Source organism: Roseovarius marisflavi, assembly GCF_900142625.1.
Lineage (GTDB): Bacteria > Pseudomonadota > Alphaproteobacteria > Rhodobacterales > Rhodobacteraceae > Roseovarius > Roseovarius marisflavi.
Map to the genome: position 1 here is coordinate 53,244 of NZ_FRBN01000013.1, position 18,465 is coordinate 71,708.

Annotated in this window: 17 protein-coding genes and 1 tRNA gene; 6 read left to right on the top strand and 12 right to left on the bottom strand. The window is 59.3% G+C overall.

Going from position 1 to position 18,465, the window contains the following annotated elements; translation table 11 throughout:
* Window positions 1–14: 14 nt before the first annotated feature.
* A complete protein-coding gene (locus BUB78_RS12395) occupies window positions 15–287 on the bottom strand; it encodes a hypothetical protein (RefSeq protein WP_139279337.1) in 273 nt (90 codons plus the stop codon).
* A gap of 293 nt (window positions 288–580) precedes the next feature.
* Between BUB78_RS12395 and BUB78_RS12400 the strand changes: the two genes are divergently transcribed.
* From BUB78_RS12400 to BUB78_RS12415, 4 genes are all read left to right on the top strand, one after another.
* Window positions 581–3,307 carry a trypsin-like peptidase domain-containing protein gene (locus tag BUB78_RS12400; protein WP_073198409.1) on the top strand — a complete coding sequence of 909 codons (2,727 nt, stop codon included), beginning with the start codon at window positions 581–583 and terminating at the stop codon, window positions 3,305–3,307.
* Between the two features lie 580 nt (window positions 3,308–3,887).
* Window positions 3,888–4,292, top strand: a complete 405-nt coding sequence (locus BUB78_RS12405) for a hypothetical protein (RefSeq protein WP_220084007.1) — start codon at window positions 3,888–3,890, stop codon at window positions 4,290–4,292.
* Window positions 4,292–4,789, top strand: a complete 498-nt coding sequence (locus BUB78_RS12410) for a type IV secretory system conjugative DNA transfer family protein (RefSeq protein WP_073198411.1) — start codon at window positions 4,292–4,294, stop codon at window positions 4,787–4,789. The genes BUB78_RS12405 and BUB78_RS12410 overlap by 1 nt, the downstream gene beginning before the upstream one ends.
* Before the next feature lie 183 nt (window positions 4,790–4,972).
* Window positions 4,973–6,409: a recombinase family protein gene (locus BUB78_RS12415; RefSeq protein WP_073198412.1), complete on the top strand. Its 1,437-nt coding sequence runs from the start codon at window positions 4,973–4,975 to the stop codon at window positions 6,407–6,409.
* A 113-nt stretch (window positions 6,410–6,522) separates the two neighbouring features.
* Here BUB78_RS12415 and BUB78_RS21565 read toward each other — a convergent pair whose 3' ends face one another.
* Window positions 6,523–6,738: a GIY-YIG nuclease family protein gene (locus BUB78_RS21565; RefSeq protein ID WP_139279339.1), complete on the bottom strand. Its 216-nt coding sequence runs from the start codon at window positions 6,736–6,738 to the stop codon at window positions 6,523–6,525.
* A gap of 16 nt (window positions 6,739–6,754) precedes the next feature.
* Here BUB78_RS21565 and BUB78_RS12420 point away from each other — a divergent pair, with 16 nt between their 5' ends.
* Window positions 6,755–7,549, top strand: a complete 795-nt coding sequence (locus tag BUB78_RS12420; RefSeq protein ID WP_139279340.1) for a hypothetical protein — start codon at window positions 6,755–6,757, stop codon at window positions 7,547–7,549.
* 16 nt (window positions 7,550–7,565) lie between these two features.
* On the opposite strand, the gene BUB78_RS12425 is transcribed toward BUB78_RS12420, so the two are convergent.
* Together BUB78_RS12425 and BUB78_RS12430 are read right to left on the bottom strand one after the other, a co-directional pair.
* A tRNA-Asn gene (locus tag BUB78_RS12425) sits at window positions 7,566–7,640 on the bottom strand.
* Between the two features lie 59 nt (window positions 7,641–7,699).
* Entirely contained in the window at window positions 7,700–8,632 is a 933-nt protein-coding gene (locus tag BUB78_RS12430) for an MBL fold metallo-hydrolase (protein ID WP_073198414.1), read from the bottom strand.
* Between the two features lie 40 nt (window positions 8,633–8,672).
* Between BUB78_RS12430 and BUB78_RS12435 the strand changes: the two genes are divergently transcribed.
* Window positions 8,673–9,980 (top strand): ATP-binding protein, encoded by a 1,308-nt coding sequence (locus tag BUB78_RS12435; protein WP_073198415.1) that lies wholly within the window; start codon window positions 8,673–8,675, stop codon window positions 9,978–9,980.
* Between the two features lie 153 nt (window positions 9,981–10,133).
* Here the strand turns inward: BUB78_RS12435 and BUB78_RS12440 are convergent, their stop codons facing one another.
* The 8 genes from BUB78_RS12440 to BUB78_RS12475 all read right to left on the bottom strand — a co-directional run bounded on the left by BUB78_RS12440 (window position 10,134) and on the right by BUB78_RS12475 (window position 18,398).
* The gene (locus BUB78_RS12440) at window positions 10,134–11,660 is read right to left on the bottom strand and encodes a DEAD/DEAH box helicase (RefSeq protein WP_073198416.1); all 1,527 of its coding nucleotides are present in this window, start codon (window positions 11,658–11,660) and stop codon (window positions 10,134–10,136) included.
* A gap of 198 nt (window positions 11,661–11,858) precedes the next feature.
* Complete coding sequence (locus tag BUB78_RS12445; protein ID WP_073198417.1) at window positions 11,859–12,827, bottom strand: glycosyltransferase family 2 protein; 969 nt, start codon at window positions 12,825–12,827, stop codon at window positions 11,859–11,861.
* A 60-nt stretch (window positions 12,828–12,887) separates the two neighbouring features.
* Window positions 12,888–13,331, bottom strand: a complete 444-nt coding sequence (locus BUB78_RS12450) for a MaoC family dehydratase (protein WP_073198418.1) — start codon at window positions 13,329–13,331, stop codon at window positions 12,888–12,890.
* Between the two features lie 112 nt (window positions 13,332–13,443).
* Window positions 13,444–14,316, bottom strand: coding sequence for a TIGR01459 family HAD-type hydrolase (locus tag BUB78_RS12455; RefSeq protein ID WP_073198419.1), 873 nt, complete (start codon window positions 14,314–14,316; stop codon window positions 13,444–13,446).
* Window positions 14,317–14,484: 168 nt separating this feature from the next.
* On the bottom strand, window positions 14,485–14,973 hold the full coding sequence (locus BUB78_RS12460) for a flavin reductase family protein (protein WP_073198420.1): 489 nt from the start codon (window positions 14,971–14,973) through the stop codon (window positions 14,485–14,487).
* Between the two features lie 256 nt (window positions 14,974–15,229).
* The gene (locus BUB78_RS12465; RefSeq protein ID WP_073198421.1) at window positions 15,230–16,603 is read right to left on the bottom strand and encodes a TRAP transporter large permease; all 1,374 of its coding nucleotides are present in this window, start codon (window positions 16,601–16,603) and stop codon (window positions 15,230–15,232) included.
* Complete coding sequence (locus tag BUB78_RS12470; RefSeq protein ID WP_073198422.1) at window positions 16,603–17,283, bottom strand: TRAP transporter small permease; 681 nt, start codon at window positions 17,281–17,283, stop codon at window positions 16,603–16,605. The genes BUB78_RS12465 and BUB78_RS12470 overlap by 1 nt, the downstream gene beginning before the upstream one ends.
* 113 nt (window positions 17,284–17,396) lie before the next feature.
* Window positions 17,397–18,398, bottom strand: coding sequence for a DctP family TRAP transporter solute-binding subunit (locus tag BUB78_RS12475; RefSeq protein WP_073198423.1), 1,002 nt, complete (start codon window positions 18,396–18,398; stop codon window positions 17,397–17,399).
* Window positions 18,399–18,465 lie beyond the last annotated feature (67 nt).

The following is an 18,465-nucleotide window of genomic DNA, read 5'->3' on the forward strand; positions in this document are numbered from 1 at the left end:
TGGTTGAAAATGACCTAGGGAAGGGCGTCGGCTGGCTTTCTGTAACTGGTGTCAACGAACGCCTTGCCCAGAAGATCCGCAATCAGCGCGTCTGCCTGAGCCTCATCAGAGGTCAGAACAACCGCAAACCGCAGGGTTTCAGCGTCGGTATTTACAGGGGGCTGCACAGTCACATCCTGTGTGGCTGCCCAGTCGTTCAGCATCGCAAAAGCATGAGCCATGGTTACTGTGCCGGACGGGTCCGGTACTGGCTTTAAAATCACTGTCACTAATACCGGCTCAGGCAACTGAAACACTCCTCTCAGACGCGCGGTGAATGCACTTAAAAGGGTATTGCTGTTGCGTTTGCAGATATTGATAAATATCAGGTCAGGCCGCGATTTTCGACCTAAGCTTTGCTGAACCGGCAAAAAATGGCCGATCAGCCTCTGGTTGACGTATCGCGTCGCGAAATCGCTCTTTTAAGTGGCATGATCGGTTTAGCCCCACGTCATGTTTTGGGGATACAAGTATTAAGGGTTTTTTGCGCCGGTTTTTTGCCCGGTTTTTCGGGCCTCACCCATAGACCCAGAGGTGCCTTATGACACAGCAAATCACACTGTCCGAGCTTAAAGCCAAAATGCGCGATATCGACACCCCGGATGAAGAAATTGCCGCCTACCTTCTGGAAGCCTCAGAGGTTTCTGATGCCTTCGCCCCGCAGGTCCGGATCAACCCGGAACTTGTGGATGACGAGGGTGTTGAGGCCGATGTCGCCATGCGGTTTTTCAACGCCATGTCCAAACGGCGGCGTCAGAAACGGTATCAGCGGAAAATCGAGAGCGGCTGGAGCGGGCTTCGCATCGTGTCCGAAGGCGATAGCTGGTTTCAGTATCCCTTCCTGCTGCGCGATGTGATCGACCAGCTGTTCGACGATTACGCGATCTACAGCCTTGGGGCGGCTGGTGATCTGGTACAGGACATGCTGGATCAGGACGAGATATTGCAGGCGGTGCGCCAGCAAAAGCCGCATGCTTTCCTGATCAGCGGCGGCGGGAATGACCTTTTGGGCGATGGCATGCTGAAGACCGCTGTTCATCCGTTCAAGGCCGGCAGACCAGCCAAGGACTATCCCAATGCCACCTTCGGCAAGCGCCTGAAGGACATCATCGGCGTCTATCGCTCGATCTTTACCGCGCTGCTGGCAGAATTTCCGGGGTTGAAAATTCTCTGCCACGGCTATGATTACGCCCGACCCGACAACGCCCGCTGGCTGGGCAAGCCGATGGCCAGCCTTGGCATCAAGGACAAGGCGCTTCAGGCGCAGATCGTGGCCGAGATGATCAACCGCTTCAACGCGGCCCTCGTGACGCTGGCGGCAGAGTTTCCGGGCTCGGTCGTGCGTGTCAGCTGTTTGAATGCGGTGGGCGACAACTGGCATGACGAGTTGCACCCCAACAACAAGGGCTATGCCGACGCCGCCGATAAATTCCGCTCGGTGATTGCCTCGATGTTCGGCTCAGTCACCGAGTTTGAGACCACCGCGCCGCTGTCGCCCGGCAAAGAGGCGATGATCGACGCGCAGGACCTTGAGCCGCAGGCCTTTCGCGAATTGGTCGACTATCGCGGGCGCGAATTGCTGGAAACGCCGCTGCCGCCGACAGAAGACGAGGGCCGCCGCAGGGAAATCGAACAGGACATCTCGCAGCACTTCGAGAAAATCTCGGGCGGGGCCGATTTCCTTCCGGCCAGCTTCCTTTATCGCGGGGCGGATACGGCGGCCTCGGTCTGTCGCGTCAACCTGCCGGGCGGGTCGGGCACAGGGTTTCTGATCGGCACCAGCAAGTTCATCATGACCAACAACCACGTCATCGCCGACAAGGAAGAGGCCCGCGAAGCGATCGCCGAATTCCGCTTTGAAGAAGGCGGCGCCAGCCTGATGGTCAATCTTGATCCGGACCGGTTTTTCGTGACCTCCAAAGAGCTGGATTTCACCATCGTCGGCTGTGACGATCCCGCGCTGGACGAATTCGATCCGATCCCGCTGCTGCGCAACCCGTCGACGGTGACGCGCGGTGAAAAGGTCAATATAATCCAGCACCCGCGCGGCCGCCCGAAAGAGGTGGCGCTTCACAACAATGACGTGTTGCGGGTCAAGGACAAGGTCGTCTGGTATGAAACCGATACCGAGCCGGGGTCATCCGGCAGCCCGGTGTTCAACAACGCCTGGGATCTGGTCGCCCTGCACCACGCCGGCTGGATCGAGAACGGCGTGACCACCAACGAGGGCGTGCGGATCGCGGCAATCGTGTCGCATCTTGTGGCTCGCCAGCACAGCGAGGCAGCCGGCTCACCGGGGTTGGTGCAGCTGCTCTCGACCATCCCCGATAGCTCTCCGCATTTGGGATTCTTCGATATCGCGGGCATCACCGGAGCCAGTACGCAGGAAGTCGAAGTGCCCGAATACAGGGGCTCGCTTGAATTCGCCGATATCGGGTTCTGGAACATCGAACACTTCAACGATGCCATTTCCGACATGCGGGTGAATGCGGTTGCCGGTGTGCTGGGTCACCTGTCGCTTGACGCCATGGGCCTTGTCGAGGTGCAAAAGGACGCGATGGACCGGCTGGTTGCCTCGCTTCAGGCGCTTGGACAGAGCTATGATTACAAATACCTCAACGTCAGGGGGCGTCAGGATCTTGCCGTTCTCTATGACAGCAAGACCACCGAGGTGAACATTTCCGCCAAGATCATGAACCGTCACAAATCGGCCTGGGCCGCGACAACCGGGACCGGGCGCACCGCCTTTCCGCGCCGCCCGCTGATCGCCAACGTCAAGGTCGCGCCCAACACCAAGAGCGGCGAGCCGGTGGAATTCATCATGGTCCTGCTGCATCTCAAGGCCTTTGGTGACCCGCAAAGCAAGGCCCGCCGCCGTCTTGCGGCAGAAATCCTGACCGAGGTGATTGCCGATATCCGCGAGACCGAGAAGCTGCCTGTGGTGCTTGGCGGTGATCTTAACGAGACGCTGAACAATGATGTGCTCAGCCCGCTGACCGATGCGCCTGACCTGTTCACGCTGACCACAGATGATGCCGCCGACAACGCGCTGTCTTATGTAGGCGCGCGGTATCGGTCGTTGATTGATCACATCGTGGTCAGCAATGACGTGCGCATGTCACCCATCAGCGGTGATGACGCGGCCATTGTGCGGCTTGACAAGACGGTGGCGGATTTCACCCGCGATGTGTCGGATCACGTGCCGCTTGTCATTCGCATGGTAAGCCGCGACGCGCCAATCCAGATTGGTGACGGCGGCAAGACGTGACCTATAAGTGGCCCATGCCTGCCAATTGGCTTTTGAAAGAGGTCGGAGCCAAACCGCGACCAGACCAATATTCAACATAATAAGTCTTTGATCACCTGTCTCAGGCTTCGTTGTTGAAGTGTCTGGCTGCGGCGACCGGCATCCGGAGGTTCGCAACTGACCCGATCGCAGGCCGGTAGCTGCGCGCCCGGCAAGCGGTCACGACCTCCAGCCCCGTTGCGCGCGCTCAAAGCAGTCGGTTGAGCCAGAAATGTACAACGATGACGCATGTGTGGATGTATATGGACCCCGCCTTATTGTAACGATTTTGGTCGGTCTGGTTCAGGATCACGATTGCAGACGTATATCCGGCTTCTATGAGCGGCCCAATACATTGTCACCGCGAGCCTAGATGGATTTTCGCGTGTTTCTCCCTCAAACGCCACAGCGGCTTGAGGCGCTCTCGGGCGACTGCACTCGCGCCGGACGGATACATGGCGCTAGGCCGCGCCTGCGTCTCTGAGGCGCTTATTCAGGTGGTGACGGGCGACGCGCCTTGTGCAGCAACGTTTGCGCAGAAGAATACTTCGACAAGGCGACTGTGAACTCACTCGACCGGAAACGGGACCAACTTGCAGGTGCGCGGCTCAAGAAGCAGGCAGCGGATGCGATCATTGCGAACGCGGCAGCGGCGTTGCCTATCATCGACGACGAGATTGCCCACAACGAGTGGGCGGCGGAGGCCGCGATGATGAAACTCAGGCCTTTCGTCCCGCCTGCCGTCTGCGAAAAGATCAAAACGTCCGATGTCTCGGGCGTCGCGTATCTCGGCCAGTCATGCCGCGCCTTCGGTGATGCGCGCGGTGGGATCGCTTCAATCGCGGCAAAGGCCGATGGCGTCACAGAGGGTGAGGCCGTGAAACTTATGGAAAGGCGCGCGGCGGTTGTCGAGCGCATCGAGCAGCCCTCTGCGTCCCTGAAAAGCCGTTGCGCTTTCGCAGGTTGATGGATGAAGGCAAAAGTATCGTGATCGATCTGAGCAAGGGACAGCTTGGGGCGGACACGGCCAATGTACTCGGTGGCGTCCTTCTGGCGAGCATCGTCAACGCGGCGTTCTCGCGGGCGGATCTGGCCGCCAAGGAACGCAGACCCTTCATTCTCTACTGTGACGAATTTCATCATTTCAGCACGGCGGTGTTTGCAGATGCTTTGTCGGAATGTCGTAAATACGGATTGGGTGTTGTCTTGGCGCAGCAATACACCACACAGACCGACAAGGCCGTTCTGGAGGCGATATTCGGAAACGTGGGCACCATTCTAGCGCTGCGCCTTGGTGCTTTAGATGCGCCGATGATCGCCAGACAACTTTTAGGGGTGTCGCTCGAGCAATTGATCATGCAACCCAACCATCGAGCGTTTGTGCAATTGATGGTGCAGGGGCGGAAATACGTGCCATTCTCAGCTGACCTGCATCCGCCACGCGGGGCACATCAGCGGTCCTAGTCCTCAGATCTTCAGGCGTTATTATTGGTCAATGACAAACGAAGAACGCCTACAAGCTCATTTTGATCTCTGCGAACAGACATATCTGCGGCTATTGGCAGAGGGAAAATGGCCGTTTGAACCTCCGAAAGATTCGTCTGAATCTGACTCTTGTGCTAGAGTCCAAAACATAACCCTTCCACCATGAAACCCTGCTTTGGCTACATCCGAGTGAGTACCGTTCGCCAGGGGGAGGGAGTCTCACTTCAGGAGCAAAAGGATGCGATCTTAGCCTGTGCAGCTATACGCAACCTGCAGATTATTGAGTGGTTTGAAGAACTCGAAACGGCCGCCAAGTCGGGGCGACCAATTTTCAACAAAATGATTTCACGACTGCGCAAAGGTCACGCGCAGGGTTTCGTCGTGCACAAGATTGATCGGTCGGCGCGCAATCTTAAAGACTGGGCATTAGTATCTGAATTGCCAGACGAGGGCATTGACGTCCACATTGCCACAGAGACGCTGGACTTCAACACGCGCGGTGGCCGAATGACAGCTGACTTCTTGGCGGTGATTGCCGCTGACTTCATCCGCAATCAGCGCGAAGAAACCAAAAAGGGGCTGAATGGCCGTCTCAAACAAGGTTTGTATCCGTTCAGGGCGCCCTTGGGCTATCTCGATATGGGGCGTGGCGAGCCAAAAGCGCCCTGTCCAGTGAAGGCGCCACTGATCAAGCAAACCTATCAGCTCTACCTAACTGGTCAGCACTCATTGCGCAGTTTGCATGCAGAGATGCAGCGACGCGGGCTGAGCGGCCATACCGGAAAACCGGTGAGCCTGCATGGCATCGAAAAAATCCTCAGCAACACCTTTTATCATGGCTTGATCACGATCACGCGGACTGGTGAAACCTATGAGGGCGTTCATAAAGCTCTCGTGACCAAGGCTGCGTTTCAGCAGACTCAGAAAATCAAATCTCGTCGGTGCGGGCCAAAGGTAACCCGGCACAACCATCCATTCCGAGGTCTCTTTCGGTGCGGGTTCTGCAATGGACCAATGGTCCCCGAGCGGCAAAAGATCGTCCACGTCTACTATCGATGCAAAACGCCAAGTTGCTGCATGAAAACGATCCGCGAAGATCGTTTGGAATCTGCGATTACCGTGCGGCTAGCCAGGGTGCAGTTGAACAAATCAGCGGTAGCAGAACAAAAGCGGCGCTGGAAGTCGGGGCGGCTGCAGGATGATCTGACAAGGAAGCGCCGTTCGCTTGCCGCGAGAATAGAAGCCGAAGAAACCAAATTGGCACGAGCGGCGGATCTGCTGATCGAAGGTGCATTGGACCGGTCAACCTATAGCCAGAAGAAGCGTGATGCTGAGTTCGTACTGGGACGGCTGCGTGAAGAGTTAGATGCGCTGCCAGATCCAAAAGCTGTGAGGTCTGCTCGGGATGCGTACATCAAAAAGATGTCACGGCTATCGGCCTTGTATGCAGCTGGGACAGTGGCCGAGCGTCGTCAGCTGATTGACAACACATTTGATGGACGGCTGGTCACTCCGGACGGGGTGGAGCTCAGGCTTCGAGAGTGGACAGAGCATCATGCTCATGTGAGGCAGGTGACCCGCAAGGTTGCACAAAGCTAGTGTTCTGCACTTAACGCAAGTTCCGCAGCCTGCCTCTGATGCGCCCCCGCCGTTCGGACGAAGGTCTGAACGTCAACAATGCACAGGAAGCGGGCGGGCAAAGTCTTGTCCATCTACCGACAGCGAACTTTCGAAACATGATCGGCGAATGGCAGGAAGGCGATCTGTTTGACACGGGCCGCATCCACCAATACCGGAGAGGTACGAGATGAATACGAAAGGCCAATTATGGAGCGTGCAAGTGACATTATCGCCCAGATATCGTGCAACTCGGCGGCTCGTGCCTCCGGTGTCCGCGTGGTCATTCCAACTTTGCACAAGTCAGGCATCGTCGGGTTGGTCAGGATGTATACTCACGCTGGTTTGTTCAACAATATCGAGGCTGGCTCTGACATAGAATTGGACCTTGCGGATGCTTCCGACAAGGCATTTGTCGATGCAATTTTGGACGGGTTTGATGACCTAATAAATAATCACCCTCAGCATTGCTTCCGAATTTTGAATGGGCGTCAAATTGTCGATTTGATGAAGCAAGGAATTCTTGAGGACGAGCGCAACCCCAAGACGCAAACTGCGTTTGGTTCTGGTAAGCAAGGCAACACAACGAGCAAACCTCGAATAAACCTTCCGTTTAAGGGTTCACCTAACAAAACAAAGAAAAAGAAACCAAAGTTGACCGCGACTGCACCTGCCAGCGGCGCGCCCATCTCCCCGCCGATCTATGGACAACTTGTGTGGTCGAAGCCGAGATTGCCTCGATCAGATCTTCAACTGAACCCTGGACACGCGCCGGGTGTGCTTCGGCTCACCCAAGCAAAATACAAGATCAATGGGACAGTCATCGACCAAACGACTTATTTCCGAAATCAAGTTTTTTCACTGGTGAACTGGACATACAACCCAACAGCGCAGAAGGACGAAGCTGTTGTGGCGACTTCTCTGATCATCGCGGGAGTGCATGTCGGAGACTTCGATATGCCTCTCAGCCACAAGCCAGCTTGGGCGGCGGGTCAGGGTAGTGCGATACCGAATGTCGCCTGTCTCCTACAACGCGACGCGAACGACCGAAAGCGTCACGCGTTGCAAAACTGTTGCAAAAACCAAAAAAGGCGAACCCGAAGGTTCGCCCATTTTTCTTAACTATCAAGTAGTTAATTGGCTCCGGCGGTAGGGATCGAACCTACGACCAATTGATTAACAGTCAACTGCTCTACCGCTGAGCTACGCCGGAACACGCTGGCCGTATAGCAATCAGGTTTCGCGAGGTCCAGAGGGATTGTGACAAAAATTTCACTCAGGCGCATCATTCTTTGCCGGGCGCGCGAATTGGCTGTTGGCGTGCAGGGGGCCCTGCGGGAAAACCTTGGATTTTTGCATAAGATCAATCAGATGGGCCAGAACGTTGCGGGCGGCGGCGGGCATGAGCTTGGCCGTTGTCTCGGTGTAGATATCATGGGCGATTTGCGTGGCTGTGCGCGGACCGGCGGCAAGCGCTTCGAGAATCGCGGCTTCGCGCCCAAGGCGGTGGCCGATCAGCCAGCCAAGCCGCGCAGCGGGGGCGTCAACCGGGGCGCCGTGGCCGGGCAGGTGGCGGCGCGCATCAAGATCGCGAAGCCGCGCGCAGGAGGCCATGAAATGCGTGAGATCGCCGTCAGGGGGAGAGACGAGCGAGCTTGCCCAGCCCATCACCAGATCGCCGCTAAAGACGCTGTCACCGCTTTCAAAGCACAGGTGATTGCCAAAATGCCCCGGCGTCCAATGGGCCCTGATCTGCCAGCCGTCGCCGGTCACCTCCTGGCCGTCAACAAGGGCAATGTCGGGGGCGAACCCGTGATCGACGCCTTCGCCACCGCCGATCTCGCCACTTTCGGCAAGCCCGGTCATGACCGGGCTGCGGCCCGCGCGCGCATCGCCGTAGGCCAGCACTGGCGCGCCGGTCTCAACTGCAAGGCGCGCGGCAAGGGGCGAATGATCGAGATGCGAATGAGTCACGAAGATATGGCTGATCCGCTGGCCCGGTTCCAGCGCCCCAAGGATCGCGGCAAGATGCGCGGGATCGTCCGGGCCGGGATCAATCACCGCCAGATCGCGCGCGCCCAGAAGATAGGTGTTCGTGCCCCAGAACGTCATCGGCGAGGGGTTCGGCGCCAGAATGCGGCGCAGATCCGGGCCGATGGTCTCGGCATGACCAAAATGCGGCCTTTCGCCTTGGGGGAGGTGCATGGCTCTTCCTTCTCTGTGCGCCGGGGGCTAGGCTTGGGCGATGTCGTTACGCTGGCTTAAACCCTATGTGCCCCGCAGCCTGTATTGGCGGGCAACGCTGATCCTGCTCTTGCCGGTGATCACGCTGTTGCTCGTTGTCTCGATCGTCTTCATTCAACGCCATTTTGAGGGTGTGACGCAACAGATGACCGAGACGGTCAGCCGTGAAATTGTTGCGGTGCTGGGGGATGGCACGCGCCCGCCCGAGGCGTTGATCGATCAGCCGATTGCCAGAACGCTTGAGATTGATCTAAGCGTGATGAGCAAAGAGGACATCCCGGAAACTGATTTTCGTCAGTGGTTCGATTTTTCGGGCGTTGTTGTGATCCGGGAGTTCAAAAAGAAGTTCCCCGACTTGCAGGTGCTCGAACTGACGGATGACAGCCAGGTGCATTTGTATTTTCTGCGCGACGGGCAGGGCATAAAGCTGGCGTTTGACCGGCGCCGGGTCTCGGCGCGCCAACCGCATCAACTCTTGGTAAACATGGTGTTCTTCGGGGTTCTGATGACGGTTATCTCGTATATTTATCTTCGCAAACAACTGCGCCCGATCACCCGGCTGGCGCGCGCCGCAGAGGCCTTTGGGCGCGGGCGGCATGTGCCCTATCGCCCGACCGGCGCGGCAGAGGTGCGCGCGGCGGGGGGCGCGTTTCTGGATATGCGCGCCCGGATTGAGCGCCAGATCGAACAGCGCACGCTGATGCTCTCGGGGGTCAGCCACGATTTGCGCACGCCGCTGACACGGTTGCGGCTTGGGCTGGCGATGCTGGAGGAGGATGAGGCCGAGCCTATGCTGCGCGATGTCGAGGATATGCAGCGGCTTCTGGACGGGTTTCTTGCCTTTGCACGCGGCGCGCAGGAGGGCGAGGCAGAGCCGGTCGACCCGATCGCCCTGATGCGCAAGATCGTCGAGGACGCGCAGCGCAGCCAGGTCAACGTAGCCCTCACCGAAACCAGCGGCGAGGGCGAGATCAGCCTGCGCATCGGCAGTATCAGGCGCGCGGTCGAGAACCTGATCAACAATGCCGTCCGCTATGGCAGTCGCGCCGAGGTCTCTGTTGTGCTGACTGATAAATCGCTGCGCATCCGGGTCGAGGATGACGGGCCGGGGATTGCCGCCGAGAGCCGCGATGAGGCGGTCAAGCCGTTCACCCGGCTGGAACCCGCGCGCAACCAGAACCGGGGCACCGGGGTGGGGCTTGGCCTGTCGATCGTGCTTGACGTGGCGCGTGCCCATGGCGGCATGCTTCGCCTTGGGCAAAGCGACCGCCTTGGCGGATTGCAGGCCGATATCGTGATTGCCCGTTAGAGGGCCTCGCGTTCATTCGAATTCACGCGAGCCCCTCCAACGTATTGATTTTGCATGTTTGAGAAGCTCAAAACCGGGTTCCACTTTTGAGCAACATGCTCTGGGAAAACGGGGGGCTTGCCAGCCCTTTCAGGCTGGCCCGCAGGAGACCCTCTAGCGGGTGCGCCGCTCGTCAAAGCTCAGGGCGATGAAGCCGGGCAAATGGTCCCCCATGCCCGTCACCTTGCCGCCGCCATGATCCTGACGCCCGCGATCAGAGCCGCCGCCACCACCCCGGCGCGAGGAGCGCTCTTTACGCTCCGGCTTGGGGGCGGGTTGCTGCGGCTCCGGTGCTGCCTCCTGGGCGGCGACGGGGGCGGCAACCGGGGCCTCGGCAGCCTCTTGCGGTTTTGGGGTCTCTTCGGCCTTGGCCGCAGGTGCGTCGGTTTTTGGCTCTTCGGATTTCTTGGAGCGTCGGCTTACGCGGGGTTTGGCGGCTTTTTTCTCGGGCGCGGGGGCGGCTTCGGCTTCTGCCTCGGGGGCGGTGCCGGATTGCAGCGGATTATCGACGCGCGGAATCGCCTTTTGCAGCAGATCCTCGATCGCGGCGAGGTTCTTTTCGTCGCGCGGGATGCAGATCATGAGCGCCTTGCCATCGCGCCCGGCGCGGCCCGTGCGGCCGATTCGGTGCACGTAATCCTCGGCATGGCTTGGCACATCGAAGTTGAACACATGGCTGACGGCGGGCACGTCAAGGCCACGCGCGGCCACGTCCGAGGCAATCAGAAACCGCAGGTCGCCGGCGCGAAAGCCGTCAAGCGTGCGGGTGCGTTGGCTCTGATCCAGATCACCGTGAATCGGCGCCGCGTCATAGCCGTATTTGGTGAGCGATTTGGCAACGATATCCACGTCGACCTTGCGGTTACAGAACACGATGGCGTTGGTGCACTTGTCACCCTCACGCTCGATCAGCGCCCGCAACAGGTTGCGTTTCTCACTGGCTTCGCGGTCGCGCCGCGAGGCCTTGAGCATGACAACGCCCTGCTCGATCGTCTCCGAGGCGGTGGCCTGTCGGGCGACTTCGACGCGCTCGGGCGCGGAGAGGAAGGTATTTGTGATACGCTCGATCTCGGGCGCCATCGTGGCCGAGAAGAACAGCGTCTGGCGGGTAAAGGGCGTCAGGCTGAAGATGCGTTCGATATCGGGGATAAAGCCCATATCAAGCATGCGATCGGCTTCATCCACGACCATGATCTGCACCCCGGTCAGCAACAGTTTGCCGCGCTCGAAATGGTCGAGAAGGCGACCGGGAGTGGCGATCAGAACATCAACGCCCTTGTCGATCAGCTTGTCCTGTTCCTTGAACGACACGCCGCCAATCAGCAGCGCCTTGGTCAGTTTCAGGTACTTGGAATAGGTGTCAAAATTCTCGGCCACCTGTGCGGCCAATTCCCGCGTCGGGCAGAGCACAAGGCTGCGCGGCATCCGCGCACGGGCGCGCCCGCGCGACAGAAGCGACAGCATGGGCAGCGTGAAGCTTGCGGTCTTTCCGGTGCCGGTCTGGGCGATGCCCAGAACGTCGCGACCTTCAAGGGCGGGGGGGATCGCCGCCGCCTGAATGGGGGTCGGGGTTTCATATCCGGCATCCTCGACAGCTTTGAGGACTTTGGGATTAAGATTCAGATCTGAGAATTTGGTCATGGGCATCCGTAATTTACGGACACAATCCTGGCCCGTACGTATGAGACCGGATCGGGCCCCTCTTGGGCCTGTGGTTCTCCACATGGATGATCCGGTGGCTTGCACTTACCTGAATATAGGGGGGCTGGTCAATGGAGTGCTCTGCAGCGATGACAATGCACCGGTCCACACCAAAGATTGTATCCAAATTGGCAGCAATCAGCGGTGACTGGGAAAATGCAGCGCGCGTTTGCGGTCAAGATCGAGGGCCACATTATGGAGATGGCCTCGCTCTGCCAGACGCGCGCGCAGGGCCGGTGTGGCGGTACAGACCTCGTCAAAGAATTGCCGCAGGGCTGTCTCGCCGCCATCCCCCTCAAGCATCGAGAACAGCGCGTGCATGTTCAGCCCGGCGCCATCGGCCATCGGCGCAGGCTTTAGCCCTTCGCGGTAAGAGCCATGGCGCAGCCGATAGGCAAAGGCCGATTGCCACCGCTCCCAGCTTGGCGCGTGCAGGTGACAGAGCCGGGTCTCAGAGAGCTCAACCGGCGTGTCATCCATCACCTTGTCAACAAATGCGTTGTGAATCCGCAGGCTTATGTTCTCAAGCCCGGTGCGCACAAAGACCTTGCCCGCGACATGGCTGACAAAGCCGCCATTCAGGTGCGGGCCGAAAGTTGGATAGATCGCATTGGTGTCCTCGCGGCGCCGTCCCTGAAGGCGGGCGCAGGATTTGAACCATTGCTGCCCCTCGGGCGGGGGATCGGCGAGGTCAGGCGCCAGGGCCTCGATCGGTCGCGCGCGCGCACTCAGCGTATCGGCGGGCAGGGCGGCCAATTGCACCGACAGCGGGCTTGCAGGCAGCAGTAATTCATCCACATCAATATGGGCCAGCCAATCCACCTGCGGGCGCCGGTTCAGGCAATGGGTGGCGTTCAGGCTCTGGCGGGGCTGATGGGCATCGGGTCGGCCCTTGCGGCGACGACGGCGCCAATAGGCCTCATCGCACACGATCACACGGCATTTGGGATGCGCGCGCAGGGCGGCCTCGGCCTCGGCGTTCGGGGCGTCAAGATAGATGTGAATGCGATGCGCACCCAGATCAAGGTGATAGGCGGCAAAGTTCAATATATCGCGGGCAGGCGCCTTGACGGTCGCCACAACGCCCCATTTGGGTGTGTCACTCATGGCCGCAGAATGCGGTCACGCCAAGGGCGGCGCAAGGGCCAAAGAGCGCGCGGGCACGCCTTAGTCGAACTTGCGCGAGGGCGCCAGAACCGTGGCCTCGCCGATCAACACCTTCTTGCCGTTCACCAGACATCGGCAATCAAGCTGAACCCGGCGCTTGCCGTGGTCAATCGCGATCACCTCAACCTCGGCATGAACCATGTCGCCGGGGCGCACAGGCGCAAGAAACTTGAGGCTTTGCCCCATGTAGACGGTGCCGTGACCGGGCAGTTGCTCGCCGATCACCGCCGAAATCAGCCCGGCGGTCAGCATGCCATGGGCAATGCGACCTTCAAAGATCGTGTCGCGGGCATAATCATCATCAAGATGCACCGGATTGCGGTCGGTCGAAACCTCAGCGAACATCTCGATGTCGCGGTCGGTGACAACTTTGCGCAGATGGCGCGTCATGCCCATTTCAATGTCTTCGATACAGATCGTGCCGCGTGGCATATTATCCAACATGCGCCCCTCCGGGTGGTGTGTTGCGTTGTTCGGTGCGTAATATTAAGGCGCAAAAAGTGCCCGTATTGGAATTTTATTACTTCGCAACCGCAGCAAAATCAAGCCCTTTCTGTCACCGCAGAAACCCGATTGCATAGCTTGGTGAGGAGTTTTCCTTTTGCAGGTAGGTGCTTAGCGCCTCTGGGTCGGGCTGCTGCGACGTTTTGGTTTCCTGAGCCGCAAGGCCGCCACTGATGAAAAGAGAATCAATATCCTCGCCCATGGCCCCGGCGATATCGGTCAGAACCCCGTCGCCAATCGCCAGAATGCGCGAATCCTCGACATCATGGCCAAGCTCTGCAAGGCGGCGGCGGGCCAGATCATAGATCGGCGGGTGCGGCTTGCCGAAATAGAGGCTCTCGCCGCCCATTTCCGTATAAAGCCGCGCCAGGGCGCCGGCGCACCACTCGCGGTGCTCGCCGCGATCCACCACGATATCGGGATTGGCGCAAAGAAATTTCATGCCCTTTTGCTTGGCATAAAGGAACTGCGGGCGCATCTCGGAGGGGTCGGCGGTGGGATCAAACGGACCGGCGCAGACGATGCCCTCGGCCTCGTCGAGCGGCACGCGCCGGATATCGACGGGGTTTTCGATCAGGTGCAGCGGCTCGAAGAACTTGGTGTCGCGATCCTCGCCGATGAAGAACACCTTTTCGCCGACCACGCCGCGAAACATCGCGGCGCGCGCGCTGTCGCCTGAGGTGGCGATGGTATCCCAGGCATCCTCGGGCACGCCGAAGCTGACAAGCTGTTTTTCAACGCCGTGGCGGGCGCGCGGCGAATTGGTCACCAAAACCACCATGCCGCCGGTCGCGCGGTAGGCCCGAAGCGCGGCAACGGCACCGGGCAAGGCGCGCACCCCGTCATGCACACAGCCCCAGAGATCGACAAACAGGGCGTCGTACTTGTTGGAAATCTCGGTGAGCGAGGTGATGATCTGGGTCATGGGCGGGCTCCGCAACGGTAAGGGCTGCGCGAGATATGGCAGGCGCAGCCCGGTTTGGCCAGCGGTGCAACGATGAGTATTTGCACCAGGAAGAAGGGCAGGGTGCGCTTAAAGCATGTTGCTCAAAAGTGGGAACCGGTTTTGAGCGTCTCGAACATGCGACATGCTCTAGCTCTTGTGGGGGCGCACGATGTGATAGCTGCCGCTGAGATAGGTCAGCGGTTTTTCCCCGGCATTTGCCAGTTCCAGCACGCTGCCAATGCAGATCGCGTGGCTGCCGTGGATCATCTGGTCGTTGAGAGCGCAGGAAAAGGCGGTGGCGCGGGGCAGGATAGGGCCCTGGGCGCTATGGGTGACCGCGAGGCCGCAAAACCGGTCGCTGGGGGCATCGGGCGAGGGGCCGGCAAAGGCCTGTGCCACGTCGACCGCATCTTCGGGCAGGATATTGACGCAGAAGGCCCGGTTTTCGATGACGGCGCGCGCGATCCGGCTATCGGAGCGCAGGCAGACCAGCACCGAGGGCGGATCGGCGGTGAGCGAGGTAAAGGCGCTGACGGTGGCGCCCACGCGCCCCGCCGGGCCATCGGTGGTGACAACCGTGACCGTGGCCGCAACCTGGCGCATGGCGGCGAGAAAGACGTCGCGATCAACGCTCATGGCTGATGCCTTTGGGGCTGTGTGGTCACGCGGCTGTCTCCTGTCGGGGATGGGCGGGGCTTATGGTTATCGGCGAAATGTGGCGCGGTAAAGGATTTCCCGCTCTGGCGGCATGTAGCGCGGGCAGGGCGGGGTTTCAAACCCTGTTGCGGGTTATTTTGAAAAGAGCGCGGGCGCCGGGATTTGAAAAGAAAAACACCACGCAAGCCGGGGCCTGCGTGGTGCGGTTTTTGTCATAGCGTCCGAGAGAGCGGCGCTAGTTGGTGATGATCTCGGGGCCCATGAAGGTATTGGGCAGGAACGTCGAAATCCATGGAACATAGGTCACGATGATCAGGAACACGAAGAGCACAGCCAGGAAGGGCAGCGCCGCGCGCACCACCGCCATCATCGGCATGCCCGCCACACCCGAGGTGACGAAGAGGTTGAGACCGACCGGGGGGGTAATCATGCCGATTTCCATGTTCACCACCATGATGATGCCAAGGTGGATCGGGTCGATGCCAAGCTCCATCGCGATCGGAAAGACCAGCGGCGCCACGATCACCAGAAGGCCCGAGGGCTCCATGAACTGACCACCGATCAGCAGGATCACGTTGACCATCACCAGGAACATCACCGGGCCAAAGCCTGCGCTCAGCATGGCGTTGGCGATGCTTTGAGGGATCTGTTCGTCGGTCAGCACGTGCTTGAGGATCAGCGCGTTGGCGATCACGAAAAGCAGTGTGACCGTCAGCTTGCCCGCGTCCAGCAGGGTCTTTTTCGTATCCGGATGCACAAAGGCCGTCAGGATCGCCTGTGGCTTGAGCATCAGGCTGATCGATGTGCCATCCGAGGCCGACAGCGGGCCCATGTCCTTATAGACGAAACAGGCGATGAAGAAGGAATAGACCGCCGCAACCGCCGCCGCCTCTGTGGGGGTGAAGATACCGCCATAGATGCCGCCAAGGATGATCACGATCAGGAACAGGCCCCAGCCGGCCTCGCGCCCCGAGGTCCAGACCTCGCCCCAGCCTTTCCACTCGCCCTGCGGCAGGCCCTTGACCTTGGCGATGACATAGATGGTGATCATCAGCATGGAACCGGCCATGAGGCCCGGAATGACGCCCGCAAGGAACATCCGGCCCACCGACACATCGACCGAGGCGGCATAGACCACCATCACGATCGAGGGCGGAATGAGGATGCCGAGCGTGCCCGCGTTACAGATCACGCCGGCGGCGAATTCCTTGGTATAGCCAACCTGACGCATGCCCGCGATCACGATAGAGCCGATGGCGACCACCGTAGCGGGCGAGCTGCCCGAGAGGGCGGCAAACAGCATGCAGGCAAAGACGCCCGCAATCGCCAGACCGCCGGGCAGATGCCCCACGCAGGCAATCGAAAAGCGGATGATCCGCTGCGCCACGCCGCCGGTGGTCATGAAACTTGACGCCAGGATAAAGAACGGGATCGCAAGCAGGGTATAGTGGCCGACAAAGGCCTCAAGCAGGGTGCCGGCGACCGAGGCCAGCGAACTGTCGGAATAGATCAACAGGAACAGCGTCGAGCTGAGGCCGAGCGAGATCGCAATGGGCACACCGATCAACAAAAGGGTGATGACCATCGTAAAGAGCAAAAGCACGTCCATTATCGTGTTCCTTCCTGGCTATCGTGCTCATGGCTGGCGCGAATTTCGTCTAGTTCGTCTTCGACCTCGTGAGAGGCGACAAGGCGGTCAACCTCGCCTTTCCAGACCTGCACGGCGACCTGCGAAAACCGCAGCACCAACAGGAATGCCGAAATCGGCAGCACGATATAGGGCACGACCTTGGGCAGCTTTTCATAGCTGTCACCATAGTTGATCATGTCTTCGAGAAAGCGAAAGATGCCGAGCATCGGCACGTCCTGCACCTCGTAAAAGCTCTGGCTGCGGGCGGTCATGTCAAACCCGGTCGGAAACCAGCGCCCCGAGGTCGGCGGAAGATCTGCGAAGACCGCCCAGTAGTCATAGGTGCCCTTCAGCAAGAGCAGCGAGAACATCAGGCAGGCCCCGACCGAGATCAGCGCTAGAACCCGGCGCACCGGCGGCGGTGTCATGTTCAGAACCGCATCCACCCCGAGGTGAGCGTGTTTCTTGACCGCATAGGAGGCGCCCAGCAGAACCAGCCAGCCGAACATGAACACGGTCAATTCCAGTGCCCAGAGAATGTTTGCATTGAAGATATATCGCGCCACGACATTGGCGAAGGTGACCACTGTCATGAGACCAAGAAGGGTGGCAATCACCGATTCCTCGATAGTGTCGATTAGCCCGGTTTTGTGCTTCATCGTCCCGTTTCCCAGATTTTATTGTTATTTTCTACACATCGGGCGGGTCTTTTGAACCCGCCCGTTGCTGACACAGACCTTTGTCGCCAAGGGCCGTACTGGTTAAACCCGTGTCACGAGTTCGAGTTTGACGCGACGGCCGCGTCGATGTTTTCCTGGCCGACGTCGCCTTTGAACTGGTCCCAGACCGGGTTCATGACTTCAACCCACTTGGCACGCTGCTCGGGGGTGAGCTGACGGACAACGCCACCGGCATTGATGATCGCCTGCTTGGCTTCGGCGTTGACCTTGCTCGATTCCGCGTTGCGGGTCTCGGTGACTTCCTTGACGATTGTCTGGAATTGCTCGCGCACGGCCGGATCAAGGCTGTCGAGCCAATCAACGCTGGTCACCAGAAGATAGTCGATGATGCCGTGGTTGGTTTCGGTCGTGCCGTCCTGAACCTCGAAGAACTTCTTGCCGTAGATGTTGGACCAGGTGTTTTCCTGACCATCGACAACGCCCTGCTGGAGCGCGCCGTAAACCTCGGAAAAGGCCATCTTCTGGGGGCTGCCACCGATGGCGGCCATTTGCGCGACCAGAACGTCAGACGACTGAACCCGGAACTTGAGGCCATCGGCATCCGACGGCTCGATCAGCGGCACGTTGGCCGACATCTGTTTCATGCCGTTGTGCCAATAGGCAAGGCCCTGAAGACCGCGGCGCTGCATGCTGTCAAGCATGCCCTGGCCGGTTTCAGAGGCCTGAAAGGCGTCAACCGCGTGCACGTCCGAGAACAGGAACGGAAGGTCGAACAGGCGGAATTGCTTGGTGAACTTTTCAAATTTCGACAGCGACGGCGCGGCGAGTTGCACATCGCCCTGAAGCATGGCCTCAAGCACCTTGTCGTCATTGTAGAGGGTCGAGTTCGGGAACACCTCAAGGCACATGGTGCCGTTCATCTCTTCGTTGATACGCTTTTCAAGCAGCGAGGCGGCAATGCCCTTGGGGTGCTTGTCGGTGTTGGTCACATGGCTGAACTTGACGACGATTTCACCATCATCGCAGGCGGCCATTGCAGTGTTGGCACCAACGGTCAGGGCCAGTGCCGAGACGGCAGCGGTCAAAAATTTCATTCGGGTCTCCTCCCATTTTGAGACGTGTCTACGCAGCACCCAGAGGGGCGCGGTGAGCACATCGTGA